This window comes from Archangium gephyra (assembly GCF_049060025.1).
Taxonomy (GTDB): Bacteria; Myxococcota; Myxococcia; order Myxococcales; family Myxococcaceae; genus Archangium; species Archangium gephyra_A.
The window spans coordinates 2,176,143-2,201,560 of sequence record NZ_JBMEQQ010000002.1; the positions used below are offsets into that span (position 1 = coordinate 2,176,143).

General features: G+C 69.8%; 14 protein-coding genes and 2 pseudogenes. 7 read left to right on the plus strand and 9 right to left on the minus strand.

Annotated features, from left to right (window positions below):
• Window positions 1-125: 125 nt before the first annotated feature.
• From ACN28I_RS09385 to ACN28I_RS09395, 3 genes and pseudogenes are all read right to left on the minus strand, one after another.
• A pseudogene (locus tag ACN28I_RS09385) lies at window positions 126-5,419 on the minus strand (trifunctional serine/threonine-protein kinase/ATP-binding protein/sensor histidine kinase).
• Window positions 5,420-5,577: 158 nt separating this feature from the next.
• Complete coding sequence (gene rnr, locus ACN28I_RS09390; protein WP_420941732.1) at window positions 5,578-9,123, minus strand: ribonuclease R; 3,546 nt, start codon at window positions 9,121-9,123, stop codon at window positions 5,578-5,580.
• Window positions 9,124-9,244: 121 nt separating this feature from the next.
• Window positions 9,245-10,654, minus strand: coding sequence for a transcriptional regulator (locus ACN28I_RS09395; protein WP_420941733.1), 1,410 nt, complete (start codon window positions 10,652-10,654; stop codon window positions 9,245-9,247).
• Between the two features lie 236 nt (window positions 10,655-10,890).
• On the opposite strand from ACN28I_RS09395, the gene glp reads away from it, so the two are divergent.
• From glp to ACN28I_RS09410, 3 genes are all read left to right on the plus strand, one after another.
• On the plus strand, window positions 10,891-12,117 hold the full coding sequence (gene glp, locus ACN28I_RS09400) for a gephyrin-like molybdotransferase Glp (protein ID WP_420941734.1): 1,227 nt from the start codon (window positions 10,891-10,893) through the stop codon (window positions 12,115-12,117).
• Window positions 12,118-12,183: 66 nt separating this feature from the next.
• The gene (ribA, locus tag ACN28I_RS09405) at window positions 12,184-12,861 is read left to right on the plus strand and encodes a GTP cyclohydrolase II (RefSeq protein WP_420941735.1); all 678 of its coding nucleotides are present in this window, start codon (window positions 12,184-12,186) and stop codon (window positions 12,859-12,861) included.
• A gap of 61 nt (window positions 12,862-12,922) precedes the next feature.
• Window positions 12,923-13,729: an MBL fold metallo-hydrolase gene (locus ACN28I_RS09410; RefSeq protein ID WP_420941736.1), complete on the plus strand. Its 807-nt coding sequence runs from the start codon at window positions 12,923-12,925 to the stop codon at window positions 13,727-13,729.
• A 43-nt stretch (window positions 13,730-13,772) separates the two neighbouring features.
• On the opposite strand, the gene ACN28I_RS09415 is transcribed toward ACN28I_RS09410, so the two are convergent.
• The 5 genes and pseudogenes from ACN28I_RS09415 to lipA all read right to left on the minus strand — a co-directional run bounded on the left by ACN28I_RS09415 (window position 13,773) and on the right by lipA (window position 20,124).
• Complete coding sequence (locus ACN28I_RS09415) at window positions 13,773-15,191, minus strand: IS4 family transposase (protein WP_420941666.1); 1,419 nt, start codon at window positions 15,189-15,191, stop codon at window positions 13,773-13,775.
• Window positions 15,192-15,322: 131 nt separating this feature from the next.
• Complete coding sequence (lipB, locus tag ACN28I_RS09420) at window positions 15,323-16,408, minus strand: lipoyl(octanoyl) transferase LipB (RefSeq protein WP_420941737.1); 1,086 nt, start codon at window positions 16,406-16,408, stop codon at window positions 15,323-15,325.
• Window positions 16,405-17,781, minus strand: a complete 1,377-nt coding sequence (locus ACN28I_RS09425; protein WP_420941738.1) for a ClpX C4-type zinc finger protein — start codon at window positions 17,779-17,781, stop codon at window positions 16,405-16,407. Before ACN28I_RS09425 ends, lipB begins: the two co-directional genes overlap by 4 nt.
• A gap of 85 nt (window positions 17,782-17,866) precedes the next feature.
• A pseudogene (locus ACN28I_RS09430) lies at window positions 17,867-19,148 on the minus strand (dihydrolipoamide acetyltransferase family protein).
• 40 nt (window positions 19,149-19,188) lie between these two features.
• Window positions 19,189-20,124, minus strand: a complete 936-nt coding sequence (lipA, locus tag ACN28I_RS09435) for a lipoyl synthase (RefSeq protein WP_043394636.1) — start codon at window positions 20,122-20,124, stop codon at window positions 19,189-19,191.
• Window positions 20,125-20,365: 241 nt separating this feature from the next.
• On the opposite strand from lipA, the gene ACN28I_RS09440 reads away from it, so the two are divergent.
• Window positions 20,366-21,154: a DUF72 domain-containing protein gene (locus ACN28I_RS09440; RefSeq protein WP_420941739.1), complete on the plus strand. Its 789-nt coding sequence runs from the start codon at window positions 20,366-20,368 to the stop codon at window positions 21,152-21,154.
• Between the two features lie 24 nt (window positions 21,155-21,178).
• On the opposite strand, the gene lpdA is transcribed toward ACN28I_RS09440, so the two are convergent.
• Window positions 21,179-22,576, minus strand: a complete 1,398-nt coding sequence (gene lpdA / locus ACN28I_RS09445; RefSeq protein ID WP_420941740.1) for a dihydrolipoyl dehydrogenase — start codon at window positions 22,574-22,576, stop codon at window positions 21,179-21,181.
• 76 nt (window positions 22,577-22,652) lie between these two features.
• On the opposite strand from lpdA, the gene ACN28I_RS09450 reads away from it, so the two are divergent.
• The 3 genes from ACN28I_RS09450 (at window position 22,653) to ACN28I_RS09460 (ending at window position 25,385) form a co-directional block, all read left to right on the plus strand.
• Window positions 22,653-23,756, plus strand: coding sequence for a hypothetical protein (locus ACN28I_RS09450; RefSeq protein ID WP_420941741.1), 1,104 nt, complete (start codon window positions 22,653-22,655; stop codon window positions 23,754-23,756).
• A gap of 25 nt (window positions 23,757-23,781) precedes the next feature.
• Window positions 23,782-24,591 carry a hypothetical protein gene (locus ACN28I_RS09455; RefSeq protein ID WP_420941742.1) on the plus strand — a complete coding sequence of 270 codons (810 nt, stop codon included), beginning with the start codon at window positions 23,782-23,784 and terminating at the stop codon, window positions 24,589-24,591.
• Between the two features lie 65 nt (window positions 24,592-24,656).
• Window positions 24,657-25,385, plus strand: a complete 729-nt coding sequence (locus ACN28I_RS09460; protein WP_420941743.1) for a WD40/YVTN/BNR-like repeat-containing protein — start codon at window positions 24,657-24,659, stop codon at window positions 25,383-25,385.
• The last annotated feature ends 33 nt before the right edge of the window (window positions 25,386-25,418 follow it).

Consider the following 25,418-nt stretch of genomic DNA (forward strand, 5'->3'; position numbering starts at 1 on the left):
CTGGCTGGAAGGTGGGGACCCGGTCCCGGGCTGGAAGCACGGGACACCCGGCCCGCTCCCAGGGGACGCGGAGTCTCCTCCGCCCGTCCGGCCGCATGCAGGGCGTCAGGCCCGCCGCTACCCGCTCAACCCGGTTCTCCGCCCTCGAGCGGCAACTCGAGGATGGCGGTGGCGCCCTTGCCGGGCCCATCGCTCTCCAGGCTGACACGGCCTCCCAGCGTCTTCGCGGCCAGCGCGCTGGAGTGCAGGCCCAGCCCATGGCCGCCCTCGCGCGTGGTGAAGCCCTGGGAGAAGAGCCGCTCGCGGTTCTCCGGGGCAATGCCGATGCCATTGTCCACCACCTGGATGCGAGCCCTGCGGCCCACGGCGTCGAGCCGCACGTGCACCTGCCGCTGCCCCTCGGGGAGCCCCTTCACGGCCTTCTTGGCGTTGCCGATGAGGTTGATGAGGATCTGCAGCACCTTGTGCTTGTCCAGGTGCACCGGAGGAAGCATGGCGAGCTCCTGGGTGACGTGGACACCGTGGCGCCGGAGCGCGGGCATGAGGATGCTCAGCGCATCCTGGACGAGCCCCGCGAGGTCACACTCCTCGGTGAGGAGGGTGCTGCTGGCGTAGTTCTGCTGGATGTGGACGATGGCGCGGATGTGCTCGATGTGCATGCCCATCGCCTCCATGCCCTCGCGCAGAGTCGCCTGCTCACGCAGCAGCTCGTCGGCGAGCACGGAGAGGTAATCCAACAAATGGAGGCCCCGCGGCTCGCGGGTGAGGAAGTCCGCCAGCGCATGACGGTGCTCGTCGAGCAGGGTGGTGGCCTGCTTCAAGCGCCCCACGCGCGAGGACTCCACCGTCTGGCGCAGCACCTGGTGGTTGATGACGGCGCTGGTGAGGACGTTGCCCACGTTGTGCAGCACGTTGGCGGCCACCTCGGCCATGCCCGCGGTGCGGGCCGTGTCCACCAACCGGGTCTGGGCCTGCTTGAGCTCCCGGGTGCGCTCCTCCACCCGCTTCTCCAGCTCGTCATTGGCGCGGCGCAGGGCGGTCTCGGCGCGCTGGACGTCGGCGTACAGCCGCGCGTTCTCCACGGAGATGGCGGCCTGCGAGGCGAGGTGGCCGAGCAGGGAGAGCCGGGCCGGCGTGAAGGCATCGGCGGCGAGATCGTTCTCCAGGTACAGCACGCCGCGGAACTCCTCCTGGCGCAGCAGCGGCAGGCAGAGCACGGAGCGGGCGCGGCCGCGCGCCAACCAGGGATCGGCCGCGAACGGGTGGGGTTGGGAGGCATTGCCGATGAGCACATGCTCCCACGTCCGTTTGACGTAGGAGATGAGGGACCACGGCAGGTGCGGCTCGTCCGAGCCGGCGGTGGCGTGCTCGGGCGTAGTGCCCGAGAGCGCCACGACCTGGAGCGTGTCCCCCCGCGGCAGCAGCAGGGCGCCGCGCTGGGCACCGGCGTTCTCGATGGCCACGCGCAGCAGCGTGGTGGCCAGCCGCTCGAGGACGATCTCCCCGGAGATGGCCTGCTGGGCCTTCACCAGGGTGAGGGCGTCGAGCTGCGTCGAACCGGTATCCGTGTCCGTCCCCTCGGCGCTTTCGGTGGAGGCCAGCAGCGGCCACTCGAGGTCCAGGTGCTTGACCTTTCCATGGGCGCCCCAGCGCATGTAGGCCGCGCGGGCCTGGCGGGCATAGGCCTCGGCGAGGGTGGAAACGTCGCGCTCCCGCCAGAAGCGGGCGGCCAGCTCACACGCCAGGGCCGCGTTCTGGATGAAGCCATGCTCACGCGCGGACTGGAGGGCCTGCTCGTAGGCGCGGAGGGCCTCCCCTTCCTGGCCCATGAGCCGGGCCAGCTCCGCGGAGACCAGCCGCTCGGGGGCGCGGAAGGTCGAAGGGCAATGCTCCGCCCACTCCGCGAGCTGCCGCTGGTGGCCGCGGATGGCCTCGAGGGCCAGACGCTGCTGCCCGGGTGCCATTCCCCCGTGGCAGGCGGCGAGGATCAGCGCGCGGAAGAAGTGCAGCTCCAGGCTCGGGAGCAGGCCCAACAAGGCCCAGCGCAGCTCGAAGGACCTGTCCACGGCCTCGAGGGCCTCCGGGTACGCACCGCGCAGGAAGCGGGACTGCGCCTGGGTGAGCCAGTACCAGCCCTGCGTGGTGCTCTGGTTGGAGGGAAGCCCGGCCTCGAAGGTCTCCTCGTCGAAACCCTCCCCGCTCAGCGAGTCGAACGAGGGAGTGAGCCCGCGCAGCTGCTGCACGTAGCGCTGCGTGTAGTGGAGCACATCCCTCACGCCCCCGAAGCCCGCCTTGCTCACGAAGTCCAGGCGGGCGATCGACTCCTGGTAGAGGCTCCTCCAGGGGGTGCCCCAAGGTGAGGCGGTTGGTGACGAGGTGACAGGCGGCGAAGCAGGCGATCTGGATGTCACTGGCCTGGAGCGCGTGCTGGAAGGCCCTCTGGTTCAGCTCGAGCGAGAGGGCAAGGGGCTCGGTCCAGCAGTTGGCCCGCTCCAGGGCGTGAAGCGCCTTGCCGCGAAGGGCAGCCAGGTCGTGACGCTCCACGAGCGCATGGGCGAGCTGGCAGAAGGCCTGACCCTCCCGGTACTTCTTGAAGGCGTGGCCCGCCATCACCCCGAACCAGGAGTACCCATGGACGGAGGCGGGGGTGTGGCCGTGTTTCAGACTGAGCGCGACGATGCGGCTGAGGTGGAGGCTGAGCAGCTCGGGGCTCGTGAAGAACGCCGGCACATACAGGGCGCCGAGGACGCTCAACACCGCATCCAGGTCCGGGGCGTTCACCAGGGGCTGATCGATGAGGCTGGCGATGGGGCGGTCCCCCAACAGGGTCCACACCTCCCCGTGGGCCTGCGCCACCTCCTCCCAGGAGGGGCGCAGTGGCATCGGCATGCCCATCCGCGCCAGGCACTCCAGCAGGCACGTGGCGGCCTCCAGGACCTCGTTGGCGACGATGTGCAGGTCACTCTTCAGCCGGTAGATGGCCGCCAGCTCCGGGAAGGTGCGTGCCCGGGGCAGGAGCTCTTCCACCAAACGGCGCGCCCCGGTGGCGTTGCCGCTCATGAACTCGCAGCTCGCCTGCGCCAGCCGGACCTCGAAGGCCAGCCCGGGCTCCACTGACCAGGGGTCCTCCGAGAGGTGCTGGAAGGCCGCGGCGAAGTAGGTGGCGGCCGAGCGGAACGCGGTCGAGCTCCGGGCCTTTCCACCGGCCTCGGCGTTCAGGCGCGCGGCGCGGCGGCGCTCCTCGGGTTCGCGGATCAGCTCCGCCCCGGCGTTGAGCTGGCTCACCACGTCGAAGAGCTTCTCGCGCACCTCCTCCGGGGACAGGCTGGCCAGGAGCAACCGGCCGATGCGCAGGTGGACGGCCTTGCGCTCCTGCTCGGGGATGAGGGCATGGGACGCCTGCTGGATGCGGTCATGGAGGAAGCGGTACTGCTCCGGACCGGCGCGCACCAGCAGGCCTTCCTGGAACGCGGGCTCCAGGCCCCGCTCCACCGCGCCCGGCTCGCCCTGGTCGGAGATGATGGCCAGCATGGGCGCGGAGAAGGTGTTGCCCACGCATGCCGCCAGGCGCAGCAGGTTCTGCGTCACCAGGGGAAGCTGGCGCAGCTTGCCCACCATGAACTCGACGACATTGTCCGAGTAGCCCTTGGCCCGGACGCCCTCCGCATCCCAGCGCCACGTGCCCTGGGGCGTCCGCGCCAGCAGCCCGTCCTGGTGGAGCGTCCGCATGAACTGCAGGACGAAGAAGGGGTTGCCCCCGGTCTTCTCCTGGACGAGCACCGAGAGCAGGCGCACGAGGCCCTCGTCCGCCCCGGGCAGCGTATCGGCGACGAGCTCCTGGAGTTCTTCCACGCGCAGCGGCTCCAATTGGAGGCCGGTGAGCTGCGCGCCGGCCTTGCGCAGCTCCTCCAACGAGCACACCAGCGGATGGGAGGGGCTCACCTCGTTGTCGCGGTAGGCCCCGATGAGCAGCACCGGCGGCGTCTCCGGGTGGGTGAGCAGGTGCTTGATGAGCCGCAGGCTGGCTCCATCCGCCCACTGCAGGTCATCCAGGAAGAGCACCAGCGGGTGCTCCGCGGTGGCGAACACGCCGAGGAACTTGCGGAACACCCGGTTGAAGCGGTGCTGCGCCTCGAGGGCGGGCACCTCCAGCACCGCCGGCTGCCTGCCCGCGATGAGCTCGAGCTGGGGCACCACGTCCACCAGGAGCTGCCCCTCCCCCTCCCAGGCCTCCAGGAGGCGCTCGCGCCACTTCGCCAGCTCCGCGTCGGTGCCCGACAGAAGCTGCTGCGTCAGCCCGCGGATGGCCTGCGCCAGGGTGGCGTAGGGGATGTCCTGCTGGAACTGGTCGAACTTCCCACTCAGGAAGAAGCCACGCCGGCGCACCACCGGCTTGTGCAGCTCGTGCACCACCGCGGACTTGCCGATGCCGGAGTAGCCCCGCACCAGCACGAGCTCGGGACGGCCGCCCCGGGCCACGCGCTCGAAGCCCTGGAGCAGGGCCGCGGCGTGCGGCGCCCGCCCGTAGAGCCGCTGGGGAAGCTGGAAGCGGCTGGAGAAGTCATGCACCCCGAGCGGGAAGTCCTCGAGCTTCGCCCCGGAGCAGTCCCTCCTGGCACCGCTCGAGGTCGGCCTTCAGCCCGTCGGCGCTCTGGTAGCGCTCCTCGGAGACCTTGGCCAGCAGCTTCATCACGATGGCGGACAGGGCCGGAGGCAGGCCCGGCACCCGCTCCAGCGGCGACGGGGGGACCAGGGCCAGATGGGCGTGGAACCACTCGAGCGCATCCCGCCCGTGGAAGGGGCGGCTGCCCGTGAGCAGCTCGTAGAGCGTGACGCCCAGCGAGTAGAAGTCGGTGCGGTAATCCATCGAGCGGTTCATGCGCCCGGTCTGCTCCGGGGACATGTAGGCCAGGGTGCCTTCGAGCAGGGGCGCGGGGGCCGCCTCCACGTGCTCGACGAGATGGAGGGTGGCCGTGCCGAAGTCCAGCAGGCACGCCTGCCCCGTGGACGTGAGGAGGATGTTGGAGGGCTTGATGTCCTTGTGGATGACGCCGCGGCGGTGCAGCTCCGCCAGGGTCGAGGCCAGGGAGATGGCCAGCTTCAGGACGCGCGCGGGCTCCAGCGGCGAGCCGGTGAGCGCGGACAGCGGAGTGCCCTCCATCGCTTCCAGGAGGAGCACCGGGCGGTCATGAAGGCGTTCGCAGGCGTGAGGGCGGGTGACGCCCCCCACGTCCCGCAGACGTTGGAGGATGGAGAACTCCCGCTGGTAGCGCTCGCTCTCGCGAGCGCCCGGGGAGGCGGCCATGGGCGTCTTGAGGATGAGGGGCAGGCCGTCCGCGTCGCGCACCGCGTGGAACAGCAGGTTCGTCCCGGTGGCCTTGATGGCCCCGCGGAGCGTGTAGCCTCGAATGTTCACCATGCGTGGAAAGCCCCCCCCGGGCAACGCCCCGGGCTTCCGCGCGCGGGGACAGGCCGCCAGGATACAGAACAGGGGCGGGGCGGAGGAACACCTCCCCCCTGGAGGAGCGGGGACCTGGCACCGCGAGTGCCAGGCCGGGTGGCCCACGCTCCCCTGCCCTACCGCTTCTTCGCCTTGCCAGCGGAGGCGGACTTCTTCGCCCCACCCTTCGCCGCGGCACGCACCTTCGCGGGTGTCGCCTGCTTCTTCGTGGCGGGAGCCTTCTTCGCGGCCGGAGCCCGAGCCGTCTTCTTCGCGGCGGCCTTCTTCGCCGGAGCCTTCTTGGCGGCCGGGGCCTTCTTGGCGGCCGCGGCCTTCTTCGCCGGAGCCTTCTTGGCGGCCACGGCCTTCTTGGCGGCCACGGCCTTCTTGGCGGCGGGAGCCTTCTTCTTCGCCCCTGCCCCACCCGCCGCGGCCTTCTTCACGGCGGCGCGAGCAGCGGTCTTCTTCGGAGTCCCGGCGGCGGCCCGCTTCGCACGCGCGGGCGTCTCCTCGGCGGCAGCGGCGGCCTTCTTGCGCCGCGTGGGAGGCACGGCCCGGACGGGCTCGACCCGCTCCGGCGCACCCTGTGCGGCGAGGGCACGGATGCGATCCGCGACCGTCGGCACGTGGGCGGCGGCCGGCTCCTGCGCTTCGGTCCGCGGCTGCACGGGGGGAGGAGCCACGTCCGGGGTCTCCACCACTCCGGGCACGGCCCGCTCGGCGGCCTCGGCCTCGCGCCTGCGCAGCGCCTCCGCCTCGGCCATGGAGAGCCCGGTCCGCTCGGCACGGCGGCCCCACTGCTCCGCCCGGGCCCGCTCGCGCGCGGCGCGGCTGGCCTTCTTGCGCTCCTGCCAGGCCTGCTCCTTCTGCGTCTCCCGCTCCTCCCGGGCGACCTCCGGGATGGCCCCGATGGCCTTGCCGGCGACCTCCAGGGCATCGAATTCGATGCGCCGCAGGGCCAGGTTCACGTTGACGAGCCGCACCCGGGCCTTCTGTCCGACGCGGACGCGGAAGCCGCCCGGCAGCGTGAAGGAGTGCAGGTTCTTGTCGAAGCGCGTCCCGACACCGAGCGAGTCGGCGCGGACGAGCCCCTCCACGTGCACCTCGTCGAGCTCCACGAAGAAGCCGAACTCGACGAGGCCGGCGACGGTGGCGGTGAACTCCTCGCCCAGGCGGTCCTTCATCATCAGGGCCGCGTAGTAGGAGACGACCTCGCGCTCCACCTGCATGGCGGCGCGCTCGCGCTCGGAGCTCTGCGAGGCCATGTCCTCCAGCCGCTGCTCCTCGCGCTCGAGCTGGCCGGGGGAGCGCTCCTGTCCGCTGCGCTCCCAGTGCGCCTTGAGGAGCCGGTGGACGAGCAGGTCCGGGTAGCGGCGGATGGGCGAGGTGAAGTGGAGGTAGTACTCGGCGGCCAGGCCGTAGTGGCCCACGTCGGAGGCCGTGTAGACGGCCTGCATCATCGAGCGCAGCAGGAGCTGGTTGAGGGCGCGCTCCTCGGGGTGGCCCTGGAGCTGGGCCATGAAGGCGTTGAGGGCCTTCGGGGAGATCTCCTCGGCCTGGAGGCGGAAGCCGTAGGCCTGGGCGAGCTGGGCGAAGACGGCCAGCTTCTCCTCGTCGGGCTCACCGTGGTAGCGGTAGACGCTGGGCAGGCCCAGGTCGGAGAAGAACTTCGCCACCGCCTCGTTGGCGGCGAGCATGCACTCCTCGATGAGCCGGTGGCTGTCCTTGCGCTCGCGCTTCTCCATGCGGGCGGGCATGCCGTCCTCGCCCATCATCACCTTGTGCTCGGGCAGGTTGAAGTCGATGGCGCCGCGCTCCTTGCGCATGCGCATGAGCACCCGGGCCAGCTCCATGAGCCGCTCGAACTGGGGCTTGAAGGCGTTGCGGTGGGGGACGTCCTTGCCGTCCAGCACGTCCTGCACCTCGTTGTAGGTGCAGCGGGCGTGGCTGCGCATGACGCCCGGGTAGATCTCACTGGAGACGAGCCGCCCGCTCCTGTCGAGCACCATGTCGGCCACCATGCACAGCCGGTCCTCGTCGGGACGCAGCGAGCAGATGCCGTTGCTGAGGCGCTCGGGGAGCATGGGCAGCACGCGGTCCGGCAGGTAGACGGAGGTGGCGCGGCGCAGGGCCTCGGCGTCGATGGCCGTGCCCTCGCGCACGTAGTGCGTCACGTCGGCGATGGCCACCACGAGCCGGAAGCCCTGCGGGTGGGGCTCGGTGTAGACGGCATCGTCGAAGTCGCGGGCGTCCTCGCCGTCGATGGTGACGAGCGCCATCCGCCGCAGGTCGCGGCGGTTCTCCCCGCGGGCCTCCTCCTCGCTCACCGCCGGGAGGATGCGGTCCGCCTCGTCCATGACCTCGGGAGGGAACTCGTCGGAGAAGCCCTGCGAGTAGGCGATGGAGAGCACCTCGTTGCTGGGGTCTCCCGGCTTGCCGACGGAGCCGGCGACCTCGCCATAGAGGCCATCGCCCGGCTCCAGCAGCTCCGCGCCGATGCCGAGCCGCACCTTCACCACGTCCCCGTCCCGGGCCATCTGGGTGGGCGGGACGCGGATGTTGCCCTGCGTCTGGAGGTTCTTGTCGTAGGGGATGACGAAGGCCTGGCGCTTGCCCTGCTCCACGTAGGTGCCGACGGCGAGCTGCCGGGTGCGGCCGACCACCTGCACCAGGCGGCCCTCCATGCGCCCGGGGCGGCCCCAGGACTCGACGATCACCCGATCATTGTCGAGCGCCCGCGAGGCCTCCTGCGGCGGAAGGAAGATGTTGTCCCCCTCGCCCGAGCTGGGGTGCACGAAGCCGTAGCCGTCGCGGTGCACGTGGAGGATTCCCTCGAGGGTGGTGATCTCCTGCCCCTCGCTCCGGTCCCGCCCTCCCCGGCCGCCACGGCCTCGGGGCTCGAAACGCGCCTCGCGCTCGGGACGCCCTCCGCCGCGTCCCGGGCGGCGATCCTGCTCGAAACGGCCGCCGCGCTGGCCCCGGGGCTCGAAACGGCCCGCCTGCTCCGGACGGCCGCCTCCGGGCTTCGCCTGCTGGCCGTAGCCTCCCTTCTGGGGACCGGCGCCCCGGGGCTCGAAACGGCCGCCGCGCTGGCCGCCGGGCCCGCCGCGCTCGTCCCGGGCGAAACGGCTCCGGGCCTCGGGCCCCTGCTGGGCCGCCGGGCCGCGCGCTGGAGGTCCACCGCGCTCGTCCCGGGCGAAACGGCTCCGGGGCTCCATGCGGCCCTCTCGCACGAAACGGCCCCGGGGCTCGGGCATGCCCTCCTTCGCGAAGCGTCCCTTGGGAGCGAAACGCGCATCGGGCTCGGCACGGACGTCCTCACGCGGGCCACCGGGCCGGCGCTCGTCACGCCCTCCCTCACGCCAGGCCCCCGGAGCACCGCGCTCCTCCTGCCCGCGGCCACGCCCGCCACCGGGCCCCTGCTCCTCGCGCCCCCGCCGGACATGGGGAGGGTGCGCCCCACCGTCTCCATTGCCCTCGAGGGGGATTGGCCGCCCGCTCTGCAGGCGGAAGCGCTTGCCCTCCTTGAGCAGCTCGCCGCTGCGGACCAGGTCGCGCAGGGTGCGCTTGAGTTGGGTCTGCTGACCCGGGTGCAGGTGGGTCAGCTTCAACAGTTCCTTGATGCCGAGCGGATGCTTGGACTCGGCCAGGTGTCGCTTCACGTCACGAGGAAGATCGGTCACGAGAGGTCCCGAATCAGGAAGCCCAGCGGGCGGCCCTGAAAAAAGTAAGCCCGGCGGGTCCCATCTGGGACCCCCGGGCGGAAGGACGATGACGCGTGGAGTGGGAGCGCCAGACAGGCCCTCAGGGCTTGACGGTCACGTTGAGCTTGAACGAACGCTCCACCTGACCGGGGTTGAAGGCCTTGGCGAGGAAGAACTCGACCTCGGAAGTCCCGGGGTTGCGAGGGGTGAAGAAGAACTCGCGGGTGGCGGGGCCGTCGGAGGAGGGCTCGAAGTTGGCCTCCCGCAGGCCCACGCGCTTGGCCGCCGTGGGCTCGATGGCCCAGGTGAAGCCCGGCTGCTCCTGGAGCCTCACGGTGAAGGCGTGGTTGAGCTTCACCTCCACGTGGGTCGACTGCTCGCCCTCCACATGGACGGAGTCCAACCCCTCGCGGGAGATGGGCCGGATGTCCGAGGGACGCGGCTCCACGTTCTCCACGTCGATGCGGCCACCCCAGCCGGAGGACTTGTCCACCACGCCGGTGACGGACAGGGTATGGCCCAGGAACTTGCGCAGCCCCTTGGCCCCCTTGCCCTCGAGGATGTAGGACACCTGCTGCCGGGTGCCGCCGTTGGAGACCACCAGCACGAACTCATCGCCGGTCATCTCCAGGTTGCCGCGCAGCGCGGCGAAGCCCTTCATGCCCGCGCCCATGCCGGCCGAGATGACCTGGGACACTTCGCCAGGGGAGAGGTAGCGCAGCCGCACCTCCGTCTCCACGGGCTCCGGCGTGGACTCCTCGACCTCGGGCTTCTTGGCGGAGAACTTCCGCACGTCCACCGTGCCGCCGTAGTTGGTGGTCTTCTTGATGAGCCCGCTGACGGACACCTTGTGGTCCAGGTAGGCCGGCAGCACCTCCTGATCCGGCCCCTGGAGGATGAAGGTCAGCTCGCGCTTGTCGCGGCCCACCACCACCAGGTTGGGCAGCCCGTCGATGACGGTCAGGCGGCCCTTGAGGCTGCCCTCGCCCACCACGCCCCGGCCCGCGCCGGCGGTGAGGAGCTGCTCCAGGTCGCGCTTGTTGAGCGGCTCGGCCATGGGAGGCAGCTTGGTGGCGCGCGGACGCGGCTTCTCGACCGCTGGCGGCGCCGCCACGGGCTCGCGGCCCTTGCCCTTGGGCGCGGGGGCTTCCTTCCCCTTGGGAGCGGGGGCCTCCTTTGCCTTGGACGTGGCGGCTTCCTTCACCTTGGGCGTGGCGACTTCCTTCACCTTGGCGGCGGCTTTCGCGGCGATCTTCGTGGCCGCCGCTGCAACCTCCTTCACCTTGGTGGCCGCCTTCTCGGCGGTCTTCTTCGCTGCGGCGGGTGCGGCCTTCTTTTCCGCGGGAGCCTTCTTCTCCTGCTGCTTGGCGCTACCGGAGGTCTTCGTCACCAACTTCGCGGCGGCCTTGGCCACGCTCTTGGAGGCGGTCTTGAGCACACCCGGTTTCGTCGACTTGACCTTCTTCGCAGCGGGAGTCGCCTTCTTGGCCCCGGACCTGGGCTTGGCCATCGACGCTGTCTCCTTGAATTCCCGTGTCTTTTCAACGGGTTGGCACATCGGCCCCCGCCCGGACGCGGGCCATGCGATCACCAGCGCTTGTAACGATGATCAGTGGGACTGTCAAACAAAGTCTTGAATTTCCTAGGGACTTTGATCCCAAAAACAGCCAATCGCTACACGCCTGTTTCGCCGGCCCGGGGCCAATCCAATCAGCCCTGGGAGATCACCCCGAGGACGCCCGACCCATGAAGGAAGATGCCGCGCTGCTGCCCGTGGAGGATGCCCGAGCCCGCACGCTCGCCCTGGTCTCCCCGCTGCCCCCCGAGTGGGTCCGGCTGGAGGAGGCCCTGGGGCGCGCCCTGGCCGAGGACGTGCGCGCCCAGCGGACCCTGCCGCCCTGGGACAACTCGGCCATGGATGGTTTCGCGGTGCGCAGCGCCGATCTCTCGGCCCCCCTGCCCGTCCGCCTCCAGGTGAAGGAGACGATCTACGCCGGCCAGATGCCCCGTCAGGAGGTCCAACCGGGCACGTGCGCGCGGATCATGACGGGGGCCCCGCTGCCGGCGGGAGCGGACGCGGTGGTGATGCGCGAGCGGACGCAACTGGCGCCCGGGGGGGAGGTGGTGGAGATCCTCGAGGCGGTGGGTCCGGGCCACTTCGTCCGTCCGAAGGGCGAGGATGCGCGGGAGGGCGAGGTGCTGCTGCCCCGGGGCACGCCGCTGGGGATTCCGGAGCTGGGGCTGCTGGTGGGCCAGGGGATGTTGACGGCGCCGGTGCCGCGCCGCCCGCGGGTGGCCATCCTCTCCACCGGCGACGAGCTGTGCCGGGCGGACGCGCCCGCCGAGGGCCGCATCGTGGACGCCAATGCCCCGGCGCTCTCGCTGGCGGTGCTGCGCGCGGGCGGAGTGCCGTCGGTGCTGGGCATCGCCCGGGACACCCTGGAGGACGTGTACCGGCACCTCGCGGCGGCCGGGGGGTACGATCTGGTGCTGACGAGCGCGGGCATGTCCGTGGGCGAGCACGACTTCGTGCGCGAGGCCCTGGAGAAGCTGGGGGTGGAGCGGGACTTCTGGCGCGTGGCCATCAAGCCGGGCAAGCCGCTGGCGGTGGGGCGCAAGGGGAGCACCGTCTACATCGGACTGCCCGGCAACCCCACCTCGTCGCTCGTCACCTTCGAGCTCTTCGTCCGTCCGGCCCTGCGCCGCATGCTGGGGCACCCGGACGTGGAGCCGCCCCGGGTGTCCGGCCGGCTGGCGGGCGAGCTGAAGAAACCCGAGGGGCTGGCCCACTACGTCCGCGTGACGGCTACCTGGCAGGACGGCGAGCTGTGGGCGCGGCCCCTGGCCACCCAGACGTCGGGGGCCCTGCGATCCGCGGCCTCGGCCACCCACCTGCTTCACTTCCCACGCTCCTCCAGTAGGCTGGCTACTGGTGACAAGGTGGAATTGCTTCCTCTGTCCTGGGGGGCATGAAGAACGAACTTCCTTGGTTCGCATCCAACTTGTGCCACCAACTGTTGTGCGGGAGAAAGGATCATCATGTCCGAGTCGCGTTCACCTCAGGTTCTTCCGACCCGCAAGAGCACTTCCCTGCTGGAGAAGTTCTCTGAAGCGGATGTGCCCACTGGCCGGGGCGTGCTGCGCACGGTCGTCTTCCGCGAGAAGCGCAACGGCCGGGAGCACGTGGCGTTGGTGGTGGGGCAGGTGCAGGACCTGGAGGGCGTGCCGGTCCGGGTTCACTCCGAGTGCTTGACCAGCGAGGTCTTCGGCAGCCTGAAGTGCGACTGCCGGGAGCAGTTGGACCGGGCGCTGGACTTCGTGACCCAGAACGGGTGCGGGGTGGTGCTCTACCTGCGCCAGGAGGGCCGGGGCATCGGCCTGGGCAACAAGATCAAGGCCTACGCCCTGCAGTCCGAGGGGCTGGACACCTACGAGGCCAACCGGCAGCTCGGCTTCCCGGACGATCTGCGCAGCTACGACGTCGCCGCGGAGATGTTGCGCCTGCTCGGAGTGCGGTCCGTGGACCTCATCACCAACAACCCGCTGAAAATTGCAGGCCTGGTGGAAGAGGGAATTCCCGTACGTCGACGCATTCCCTCGCGTACGGAACACAATCCGCATAACGTCGGGTACCTGAGGACGAAGCGCGAGCGGACGGGGCACCTGATTGAGCTCTTCGCCGAGGACGACGACGACACGGAAGCGAAGGTTGGCTGAGAACGAACGAGAGGGAACGCCCGCCGAGGCGCGCGTCCCGTTCCATGTGCGTTTCTGGGGAGTGCGCGGCTCGATCCCTGCACCGGGGCCGACGACGCAGCGCTACGGGGGCAATACGCCCTGCGTCGAGATGCGATGCGGGGACGAGCTGCTCATCTTCGACCTGGGAACGGGCGTGCGCGTGCTGGGGCAGGAGCTGCTGACGGCGGGTGGCCCCACGCGTGCCTCGATCTTCCTCTCGCACTACCACTACGATCACCTGCAGGGGCTGCCGTTCTTCACGCCCATCTTCATCCCGAAGTACGCCTTCACGGTGTACGGCGCGCCGCGAGGCAGCCATTCGGTGAAGGAGGTGCTGTCGGGACAGATGGTGCAGCCCTATTTCCCGGTGACGGCCGAGGAGACCTTCAAGGCGCAGCTCACGTACAAGAACCTGGAGGCGGGCCAGCAGTTGGAGATAGGCCCGGCGAGGGTGCGCACGCTGGACCTGAACCATCCGGGAGGCAATCTGGGCTACCGGGTGGAGTGCGACGGCAGGTCGGTGGTGTACGCGACGGACGTGGAGCACGGCTGCGAGAAGGACAAGGACCTCGTGGAGTTCGCGAGGGACGCGGACATGCTCATCATCGACGCGATGTACACCGAGGATGAGTACCGGGGCCGCAAGGGCGCCGCGAAGATCGGCTGGGGCCACTCGACGTGGGAGTCGGCGGTGGAGACGGCCAACGCGGCGAACGTGAAGCAGCTCGTGCTCTTCCACCACGAGACCACGCGTGACGACGCGGCGATGGACCGGTTCGTCGAGGAGGTGCGTAAGCACCGGCCGGAGACGATCGCCGCCGTGGAACTGGAAATCCTGAAGCTCTGATCCCCCACTCCTCCCTCTCCCTCCGGGCTGAAGATTGCACACGCTAAGCAGGCGGGGGAGCGGTAAGAGACTGGGCAAGGGAGAAACCCGCGACGTAGTCGCGTAGCCGCTCGTAGCCGCGCCAGAGGACGAGCCAGCCCGGAGGTTTCTTGTCCGGGTTGGCCATGTAGCCACCCAGGGCCGCGATGAGCAGCAGGGCCTGACGCAGCGTCAGTGCCCCTTGAGGCCGCATCCGCGGAGCGAGTCGGGGTGCCATGGCTTGGAGCACCTGCACCTCGGTGGGCTCCAGCACTGCGGTGGCGGGCTCCTCCGGGAGGGTGCGGCTCAGGGTGCGCAGGCGAAGCAACGTCACGGAAATCAGCAGGGTGAGGGCGAGCAGGTTTTCCAGGTGCTCGCGCTTCTGGTGCTGCCGCCGCTCCAGGCGGCAGCCCGTCTTCAGGGCCTTGTGCAATTCCTCAATGCCCCACCTCTTCTGGTAGGCCGTCACCACGCCCCAGGCCGCCTCCACACTTTCAATGGGGACGTTGCTCAGCAGCAGCCACTCCACGGCCTTCTGTCCCTGTGGCGGCTCTTCTTCGCGCACCAGCACGCCCCACACCTGCACCGGCGGCCCACCCTGGCGCCCGGGAGGCAGCAGCGTGAGGGAGCCATAGCGCAGCGACAGCGTGGCGTCGCGTGCGGTGCGAGCCACCCTGTCAGCTCGGGCAGGCTGGGCCGACACGTGCAACTGCTGGCTGCCCACCACCGGCAACCCTTCCATGCTGGCCCACAGCTTCCCCCCTTCCTCCTGCACTCGCCTGTCCTGGCCGGCGCGCACCAGCAGCTGATAGCCCTGGCTGGCCGCGCGGGAGGACAACTCGAAAATGTCTCCTTCGGCATCAATGACGTGCAGCAGGCGCCCTGGCTCTCCCACGCGCTCTTCGGCCTCCACCAGGGCCTGCCACCACAAGCCGCTCTCCTTGTGCTCGAAGGGCCGCTGCTTTCTGTCCTGGGCCTTGCCCCTTTGCCCTGCCGGGCGCGCCCAGGTGCGCGCTCCCAGCACTCCAAAGGCGGCGCCGTCGGCCTGCACCACCAGAGCCGTCTGCAGGAAGAAGCCCTGACACACGGGGTTGCCCACCAGGCCCACCCCGCTCATGGACAGGTGACTGAGCTCCACTTCCGTGCGGTCGTGCACGCACAAGGCCACCTCTCCGGCTTGCCCTTGCGCCACTGCCTTCGCCACTGTCTGGGCCGCTGGCTCCAGCAGCCTCTGGAAGCTGACGTCTTCATTCTCCACCATCCGGTAGGCCCCTATTCGTTCCGCCCGGCTGGTGCCCAATCGGTTGAGGGTGACCCCGGGCTGCCCCTCCATCAGGTGAAGGGTGTGCAGCAGCCTGTCCCTCAACCACACCTCGTCCTGGGGTCCGAAACTCCCTGCCGGATAGAGAACCTCGTACGTCAGATGCAAAGAGGCAGCGTTCATGCGCCGCCTCCCTTATAGGACCCTACCGCTCAAGTCATGCGCCTGACAGCTTGCTCACCCCTTGCTCCCTCTCTCCCCCTCCGTGTGCATTCTTCAGCCCTCCGGGAGAGGGTCGGGGTGAGGGTCTGGAGTCACTCCGCGAGAGCCCGGATGGCGCGCTGAACGCCCTCGCGGAGCCCGCGGAACGGAAGCCGGGCCAGCGCGGTGGGAACATCCACCCACTCGTAGGCATCGTGCTCGTCACCGAGCCGCACCTCGAAACCCTCGGTGCACCGGGCGGCGAACCCGTTCTCCTCGACGAGCCGCGGAGGCACCACGGTGCCGACGGCGAAGGCGTGGCGGTACTCCAGGTCCACCACGTCGGTGCGCATCCCGGTCTCCTCGAACAGCTCGCGGGCGGCGGCCTCGCGGGGCTGCTCGCCCGGCTCCAGGCGGCCGGTGACGATCTGCCAGAAGCCTCCGCGCTCGGGGCGCCGGCGCAGCAGCAGCACGCGAGCCTCCGCGCCCTTCCCCCGCACCAGCGTGACGCTCACCGTGCGCGTGAGGGGCGCGGGCTCGGCGCGCTGGAGCCCGAAGACATCGGCGAAGTGCCGGGAGATCTTCTCCTCGACCTCGGCCATGGGCACGGGGCGGCCGAGCTCCTTCTGCAGCGAGGTGACACCGGCCTCGCTGATGCCGCAGGGGACAATGAGGTTGAAGTGCGGCAGGTGCGTGTTGACGTTGAGCGCGAAGCCGTGACTGGTGAGCCAGCGGGCGAGGTGGACACCGATGGCGGCGATCTTCCGGGCATCGGGCGAGTCCTCCTGGCCGATCCACACCCCGGGCCACTTGGGGATGGTGCCGGAGGTGATGCCGTACTCGGCGAGGGTGCGGATGACACACTGCTCGACGTCGCGCACGTAGCGGCGCACGTCCTGACGGCCCTCGGGGAGGAGGAAGATGGGGTAGCCCACGAGCTGCCCGGGCCCGTGGTAGGTGACATCGCCCCCGCGGTCCGTCTCGTAGGTCTCCACGCCCTCGGCGGCGAGGCGCTCGTCACTGGCGACGATGTTGAAGCGCTTGGCGGCACGGCCGAGGGTGAGCACGGGCGGGTGCTCGAGCAGCAGCAGGACGTCTCCACAGAGGCCCTGGCGGCGGGACTCGCCGAAGAGCTTCATGAGCTGGAGCCCATCCTCGTATTCGACCCGGCCGAGCCGGTACACCGTCAGCGTGTTCACGACGATCCCTTCCGTCGGCCACGGCGGGCCGGCTTCGCCTTCCCCTTCTTCTTCACCTCCAGGCGCCAGGAGCCGGGGGGCACGCGGGCGAGGAGGGCTTGCAGCTCATGCCCGGAGCGCGGCGAGCGGGCGGCCTCGGTGGCGAGGGCGGTGAGCACCTCGTCGGAGAGCCGGTAGTCCTCGCGTGAAGCGAGCTGGCGCCGGGCGATCTCGACCAGGTCCTCGACGCCCGGTGCCTCGAGCGCGACGAGCATCTGCACCTGCTCCAACAGGACGACGGGCAACGCGCCCCGCGCGGCCTCGGAGAGCGCGGCGGTGGAGGGGATGGGAAGCCGGCCGGAGTCCGAGAGGATCACGAGCCCCGAAGTCACCGGACCACCCCGGGCCGTCATCAGCACGGTGCACGCGGGGTGACGGGCGAGGAAGGCGCTCAGGGAAACCTGCTCGGCGACAGCGAGCCGGTCCACATCCTCCACGAGGAGCACGGCATCCACGGGAGCGCGGTCGAGCGACTCGGGAGTCACGAGCACCCCCCTCCCCTGCTCCACGAGGGCCCGCATCCAGGTGCTCTTTCCAGAACCCTCGGGCCCGAGCAGCAGCACGCGGCGCACGCCTGCCTCCAGGCCGCGCTCGAGCGCTTCACGGGCCTGCTCCCGCCCCACCCGCTCGACGGAAACAGGCCGCTGGGAAACCGGAGCCCTGACACTCAAGGCCGGAGCCACCGAGGCCACACCGCCGAGCAGAGCCCCCGACTCGCCAATACACGCCGAGCAGATGAACGCACCCGCGGGACCGGCGACGAGCGCGCCCACCTCGGAGCGGGGCCGACAGCAGAAGGAGCACCAGGCATCGAGGGACGGATCCGCGCGGGTAGGCCCGCGCTCGATGAAAGTCCCCTCCCCCTCTGCCGCCGCGGCCCCCTCTCCCTTTGGGAGAGGGTTGGGGTGAGGGTCTTCCTGACCGGGCACCGCCACGCTGATCACCGCGGAGCGCATGACCTCGACGGCGAGGGCCACGGGACGGGTGCGGCGGTCCATGGCCAGCTCGGCCTCGCGCAGGGCCTCCTGGAGGGAGGACGAGGTGTCCTCCTCGAGGACGAACACCCCGGGCTCGGGCTCATCGTCGCCGGACTCGGGAGGGGGCGGAGGCGGAGCCGGCTCCTCGCGCTCCAACTGGCTCAGCTCCTCCTCCAACTCCTTACGGGAAGGATCCAACCGGAGGGCGTAGCGCAGGAGCTGCTCGGCACGCGGCTTGTTGCCCGAGCGCCGACAGAGAGCGGCGGCGAGCCGGAGCAATTCAATGGCGCGGGGCTTGTCCCCCCCAGCTTCCGCGGCCTGGGCAGCGCGGATGACGTCGCGAATGTTGTCGGCCATGGGCAGCTTGACCTCCTCGGAAGCCGGGAGCGCGGTGCGCGAGCGCTCCCAGCGAGGCACGCGCCCCCGGCGGACGGCCCGGCCGTCAGGCCATGGCCAGGAACAGCATGTCCGGATGCTCCAGGTACTTGATGACCTCGTACACGAAGTCAGCGGCGACCTGGCCATCGATGACGCGGTGATCGGCGGAGATGGAGACGTTCATCATCTCGCGCACGACGACCTGGCCGTTGTTGTCCACCGCGGGACGCTTGCGCATGCGGTGGATGCCCATGATGGCCACCTCGGGGTGGTTGATGATGGGCGTGGCGAAGATGCCGCCGGTCTGGCCCAGCGAGGTGATGGTGAAGGAGCCCCCGGTGCAGCTCCTCCATCTTCAGCTTGCGATCCCTCGCGGCGGTGCTGAGGCGGACGACCTCTTCGGCCAGCTCGCGCAGGTTGAGGCGGTCCGCGTTCTTGATGACGGGGACGGTGAGGCCCTCGTTGGTGGCCACGGCGATGCCGATGTTGAACTCGCCGCGCACGACGAGCTCCTGGGCGGCCTCGTCCATGTTGGCGTTGAGGTGCGGGTACTTCTTCATCGCCGCGAGCGTGGCCTTGATGATGAAGGGCAGGAAGGACAGCTTCGTCTTCTCGCCGGCGTTGGCCAGGGTCTCGTTGAGGCGCTTGCGCAGGGCGACGAGCTCGGTGCAGTCCACCTCCTCGACGAAGCCGAAGTGGGGCGCGGTGAACTTCGAGCGCACCATCTTCTCGGCGATCTTCTTGCGCAGGCCGCGCAGGGGGATGCGCTCGTCGCCACGGCCCGGAGCCACCGAGGGCGCGGCCGGACGGGCCTGCTGCGCGGGGGCGGCGGCGGGAGCCACCTCATTGCGCGTGGAGCGGCCACCCTCGAGCGCGGCCACGACATCGGCCTTCATCACGCGGCCCTGCGGACCGGAGCCGGAGATCTCCGCGAGGTTGAGCCCGTGCTCGGCCGCCATGCGGCGGGTGAGCGGCGTGGCCAGCACCTTGGAGGCGGCCTGAGGACCCGTGGCCTGCGCCGCCGCGGGAGCGGCAGCAGCGGCGGCGGCGGGAGCACCGTGAGCGGCGGGAGCACCATGACCCGAGGCCTGGGCCGGAGCGGCACCTTCGATCTCCAGCGTGACGAGGATCTGATGGACCTTGGCCATGTCTCCTTCGTTGCCGTGCGTCTGCACGACACGGCCGGCCTTGGGGCTGGGGACGGTCACGGTGGCCTTGTCCGTCATCACCTCGGCGAGCGTCTGGTCCTCCTTGACGCTGTCACCGGCCTTGACGTGCCACTTGACCAGCTCGCCCTCCTGCACGCCTTCGCCAAGATCGGGCAGCTTGAACTCGAAGATCGCCATTCGCGGGGGTCCGTTTCGGGAGTGAGGGTGTTGAGAAAGCTCAGGTGTTGCCGGCGAGCCCCAGGCGCTCACGCTCCATGAGGCCCTTCATGAAGAACTCGGCGGCGCGGTAGCTGGAGCGCACGAGCGGTCCGGAGGCGACGTAGAGGAAGCCGTAGGACTCGGCGAGCTGCTTGTAGTCCGCGAACTGCTGCGGGGTGACGAAGCGCTCCACGCGCAGGTGGTACTGGGAAGGCTGGAGGTACTGGCCGAGCGTGAGCACGTCCACGCCCACGGCGCGCAGATCCTTGAAGGTCTGATCCAGCTCGGCATCGGTCTCGCCGAGGCCCACCATGACGGAGGTCTTGGTGTAGAGCTTCTCCGGCCGCTGCTTGAGGTACTCGAGCACCTTGAGCGACTGGCGGTAGGTGGCGCGGCGATCACGCACGGTGGGGGTGAGACGCTCCACCGTCTCGACGTTGTGGGCCACCACGTGCGGGCGGGCCTCGGCCACGGTGGTGAGGTCGCGCTCCACGCCCTTGAAGTCGGGGATGAGCACCTCGACGACCGTCTTGGGCGAGTGCTGGCGCAGCTCGCGGATGGCCGAGGCGAAGTGGCTGGCGCCGCCATCCGGCCGGTCGTCACGGTTCACGGAGGTGACCACGATGTACTCGAGGTCCATCTCCTTGACGGCCTGGGCCAGGTGGATGGGCTCCATGGGGTCCAACGGAGGGGGCGCGCCCACCTTCACGTGGCAGAAGCGGCAGGCGCGGGTGCACACCTCGCCCATGAGCATCACCGTGGCGGTGCCACCGCCCCAGCACTCGGCGATGTTGGGGCAGCGAGCCTCCTCGCACACCGTGGCCAGCTTGGTGCGGCGCACGATGGATTTCACCCGCTCGTAGCCATCCCCACTCGGGAGACGCACCTTCAACCACTCGGGCTTCCGGGTGGACTCGGATACCTGCGGCAGGGGGAAACGATCGGGAGTTGCCATGGGTCGCGGGCCTTCTACGGTTTGGGCGAAAGCAGGGTCAAGCGGGAAGCCTTGACGCGAGGCGTCAGCTTCCCTGGGTTCCGGCCTGTTGTAACGGCGCCATCGGCGGTGGGCAGGGACGGAGCCGTCGAGGAGGCTCGCTCCCCTCCCGAGAGCCGTAAGCACAGCTTGCCCGATGGATGAGCGGATCACACGCCGGGTGCCAGGAGCCCGGGAGGGCGGGAGTGCCCATGCTAGGGGCATGAAGGCCATCCACCTGGGGACGAGCGGCTACGTCTACAAGCACTGGAAGGGACTCTTCTATCCGGCCGGGCTGCCAGCCAACCGCTGGCTCCCCTACTTCACCCGGGTGTTCGCCACGGTGGAGCTCAACGCGCCCTTCTACCGGCTGCCCACGGCGGACGCGGTGGACGGCTGGCGGGAGCAGACACCCGCGGGGTTCAAGTTCGCGTGCAAGGGCAGCCGCTACCTCACGCACATGAAGCGGCTGACGGACGTGGGCGAGGGCCTGGAGCGCTACTTCAGCGTCATCCTGCGCCTGGGAAACAAGCTGGGCCCGGTGCTGTGGCAACTGCCGCCGCACATGAAGAAGCCCGACCCCGAGCGGCTGGATCGCTTCCTGGCCGCGCTGCCGAAAGGCGTCCAATACGTCGTCGAGTTCCGCGACGCGGCCTGGTACCACGAGGAGGTGCTGGAGGTGCTGGATCGTCGGGGAGCGGCGGTGTGCGAGCACGATCTGGTGCCAGTCCCTCCCCCGCGCCTGACGGGAGGCTTCCGCTACGTGCGCTTCCACGGGGCGGGCTCCCGCTACGAGGGACGCTACGGCCGCGAGGCCCTGTGGCGGGTGGCGTGCGACCTGGACGTGTGGAGACGCAAGGGGCGGACGGCCTGGGTCTACTTCAACAACGACTTGAAGGGGCACGCGCTGCTGGACGCATTCGATCTGGCGGAACTGCTGGGCCACGTGAAGGTGCGCCCACCACCAGACATGCGAAGGCCGTCCGAGACAGAGGAGTCCCGGACGGCCTGATCAAACCCTACTCACCCCAGTGACTCAGATGTGGATCGGGTGACCCAGGGTGGCCTCGGCGCCTTCCTTGATGATCTCGGAGAGCGTCGGGTGGGCGTGCATGGTGTGGGCGAGCTCCTCGGTGGTGATCTCCAGGCGCATGGCGACGCAGGCCTCGGCGAGGAGCTCGGTGGCGTGGGGGCCCACGAGGTGGACGCCGAGCACCTCGTCATACTTCTTGTCGGAGACGACCTTGATCATCCCGAAGGCCTCGTTGGAGATGGAGGCCTTGGTGACGGCGGAGAACGGGAAGATGGCGGCCTTGACGTCGTAGCCGCGCTCCTTGGCCTTCTTCTCCGTCAGACCCACGGAAGCCACCTCGGGGTAGCAGTAGGTGGCGGACGGGGTGAGATCGTAGTTGATGGGCGCGGGGTTCTTGCCGGCGATGTGCTCGACGGCGAGGACGCACTCGGCGCTGGCCACGTGGGCGAGCATCGGCGTGGGGATGACATCACCGATGGCATACACGTTGGGCTCGGTGGTGCGCATCATCGCGTCGGTCTTGATGAAGCCGCGCTCGGCCTTGATGCCGGTCTTGTCCAGACCGATGTCCTCGCTGACGGGGGCACGGCCCACGGCGGACAGGACGTACTCGGCCTCGATGGTGCGCGTCTCGGTGCCCACGGTCATGGTGAGCTTCACGCCGGTGGCGCTGGTCTCGACCTTCTCCACCTTGGCGCCGGTGTGCAGATCGATCTTCCGGCGCTTGAAGTGCTTCTCCAGCTCCTTCGAGCAGTCGATGTCCTCGATGGGGAGCAGGTTGGGCATGTACTCCACGATGGAGACCTGGCTGCCCATGTGGTTGAAGACGGAGGCGAACTCGCAGCCCACCGCGCCCGCGCCGATGACGATCAGGCTCTTGGGGATGCGGTCGAGCTCCAGGATGGAGTCGCTGTTGAGGACGCGCTTGTGGTCCACCGCCACGTTGGGCAGGGACTTGGGCACCGAGCCGGTGGCGATGATGATGTTCTTGGTGTCCAGCGTCTGCTTGGAACCACCCTCACCGGTGACCTCGACCTTGCCCTTGCCGGCGATGCGGCCGTGGCCCTTGAGGACGGTGATCTTGTTCTTCTTCATCAGGTAGTCGATGCCGTTGGCACCCTTGGTGACCACCTTGCCCTTGTGCTCCTGGACCTTGGCCCAGTTGACCACCGGAGCCGGCACCTCGATACCGAAGTCAGCCGCCTCACGGATGTGGTGCAGGAGGGCGGCGGACCAGAGGAGCGACTTGGTGGGAATGCAGCCACGGTGGAGGCAGGTGCCACCCAGCCGCTTGTCCTTCTCGATAATGGCCGTCTTCAGCCCCAGCTGCGCGGCCCGGATCGCACCGACATACCCGCCGGGGCCCGAACCGATGATCACCACGTCGAAAGTCTCAGCCACGAACGCCTCCGGAGTGGATGTACCCGAGCGGCGCTGATAACCACCCATCCCGGCCGGAATCAAGGAGTTTGCAATCGTGAGACGCTTCCCGCTCCGAACCCTGCTGCTGATGACCCTGGCATTGGTGGCCTTCATCCGCCTCTATTACGTGACCCACCGCGGCGAGCGCCGGACCGAGCGCCCCACCCCCGCGCCCGCGAGCGCCCCCGCGAGCGACCCGTCCTGCCGCACCCTGGAGAGAGCCCTGGAAGGCGCGATCCGGGCCCCGGGCAACCCCGCCGCCTTCGCGAGGGCCCGGCAACAGCTCGACGCCTGCCCGCGGCCCCCGGTGCGCGCCTGCGAGCTGGGCCCGGCCCTGGATGCCCGCTCGCAGCTCGAGGCGGGGGCGCCTCCCTTGAGGGAGCTGCTGGAGACCCTGTGCCAACGCTGCCAGGCCGGAGCCAACCCCTGTGCGAGTCATGTCACACGCTCGGTGATGGGGCTGCTCGCGGGCCGTCCTACGGACTCCACCCACTTGCGCTGGTACCTGGAACACGCGGGGCCGGGGACTCCGGACGCCTGTGGCGAGGTGGCGCGCGCCCTGCTCGCCCCGGCGGCACTGCCCCAGGACAGCCTGACGGACGCGCAGAAGGAGACACTCGGGCAGCTCGCGCCGGTGTGCGCGAAGGCGGGCCAGCTCCCCGTGAACGTGCTGCACGCGGCCGTGGTGCGAGGCGCCGTGCCCTCGTTGACGCAGCTCGTCCAGGAGAAGCCGGCTGGAGAGAGCGCCGTGCTGAAACCGGACCGCACCGTGGGCGCCCAGGGCGGAGAGACGGCCTTCGACGGGCAGGAGTCCACGGGCGTGGCGCTCGCGACGGCGCCCCGGGGAGAGCGTTGGGAGAAGGACGGTGCGCTGAGCGCGGTGTTCGAGCCGCCCGTGCGCCAGCTCTCGGGCCTGAGGGTGCGCGCCAGTGGCCCGGGCACCCTGCGCGCGGCCGTCCGCACCCAGGCGGGCCTGGGGAAGCATGACCCGGACACGAAGACGAACTTCGTGGATCCGGTGGCCTGCCGCTTCCGGGGCACCGGACAGTGGGAGACCTGCGCGCTTCCGGTGCCGCTGCTGGACGTGGAAGCGATCAGTGTGTTTCCCGACAAAGACAAGCTCACGTTGAATGAGGTGGAAACACGCGGAACGCGGTGAGTGGTCCGGCATCGGAGAGGCCACCATGCGAATCCACCTGCTCGCACTGACCCTGATGGCCACTCCGGCCCTGGCCCAAAGCCCGCTGTCGGCGCTCGTCGCCGAGTACGAGACGGGCCCGGCCTACATCTTCCAGAACGACGGGCGCTACGGCCCGACCGGGACGGAGTTCGAGGCCAGCGACCTCAACCAGAAGGACAATCTGTACCGGAGCCAACGGATCGCGCTCGAGGCGCGGCTGGGGCAACGGCACGGCATCATCCTGCTGTACGCGCCCTTCGACATCACCACGCGCGCGACGCTGGCGAAGGACATCGACTTCCGGGGCACGGTGTTCCCCACGGGCACCGTGGTGGACAGCCGCTACCTCTTCGAGGGGTACCGGGCCAGCTACCTGTACCGGCTCGTCAACGGGGAGCGTTTCACCTGGGACATCGGGGCGAGCGTGCAGATCCGCAACGCGCTGGTGGGCATCAGCGCGGTGGACGGCTCGCGGTACGCGAAGGAGAGCGACATCGGCGTGGTGGGAGCGCTGAAGACGCGGCTGCGTTACGAGCTGCCGTCGCGGGTGTGGGCGGGACTCGAGGCGGACGCGCTGTCCACCTTCGGACTGCTCGGCAACACGACGGGCGGCATCTACGACGTGGCGCTGACGCTGGGCCTTCCGCTGAACACGAAGGGAGACGTGCACGCCTACGCGCGGCTGCGGCTGCTCGGAGGCGGCGCGGACGTGAAGCGCCGGGACATCTACAACTGGGGCAACTTCGGCTTCGCGGTCGTGGGTGTGCAGGCGGACCTGGTGTCGCTGGTCGAACGCGGGCTCCCCAAGCCGTGACCGTGCATGTCCCCTCTCCCCCTGGGAGAGGGCTAGGGTGAGGGTCTCCCCACCCAGGAGACCCCATGCTCCCGCTGTGCCTCTGCGCACTGCTCGCCGCCACTCCCCCATCGCCCGTGGCACTGAAGGCAGGCGCGGCCGAGCCCGGTGACGAGGTCACGTTGACCATCACCGGGCTCGCGGCTCCCGCCCGAGCGGAGGCGGGCATCTACCTCTCCGGCAAGCTCTCCGTCCCCTCACACCCGCTGCGAGCCCTGCTGCTGCGCAGCACGGACGGCGGAGCGCATTGGACCGAGGTGCTGCCCGCGGTGGAGCACAGCGAGGTGCTCTTCGTGGAGTTCGAGGGCTGCCAGGGCCGCGTGCTGGTGGGCTGGAGCACGGAGGGCCCGGGGGAGCTCACGCTGTTCGCGAGCTCGGACTGCGGGGCCACGTGGAAACGCCGCGCCAAACTACCCAAGGCCGTCTGGTCCGAGTGGCCGGAGCAGATGGAGTGGACGGATGGCCAGCGGGGCACGGTGTGGCTGTCGGACGTGAACGAGGAGAACGCCCCGGTCCGGGCGATCACCACGCTTGACGGAGGAAGAACCTGGAGCACCCCGAAGCAGCCGCCCCAGATGCCGGTCCCGAAGCCGGAGCCAGAGGTACGAGGCCCCTCGGGAGTGAGTTGGAAGCTGTCCTCGGACGAGCAGGTCACGCGCGTGGAGCGGCAGGAGCCAGGAGGCGCCCCCCAGGTGCGCGCCTCGTTGCCGCTCTTCTGGCGGCGCGAGGGGAACAAGCTCGTTCCCGCTCGCTGACATTCCATCGCTCGTACGGATAGGTGCTCGCGG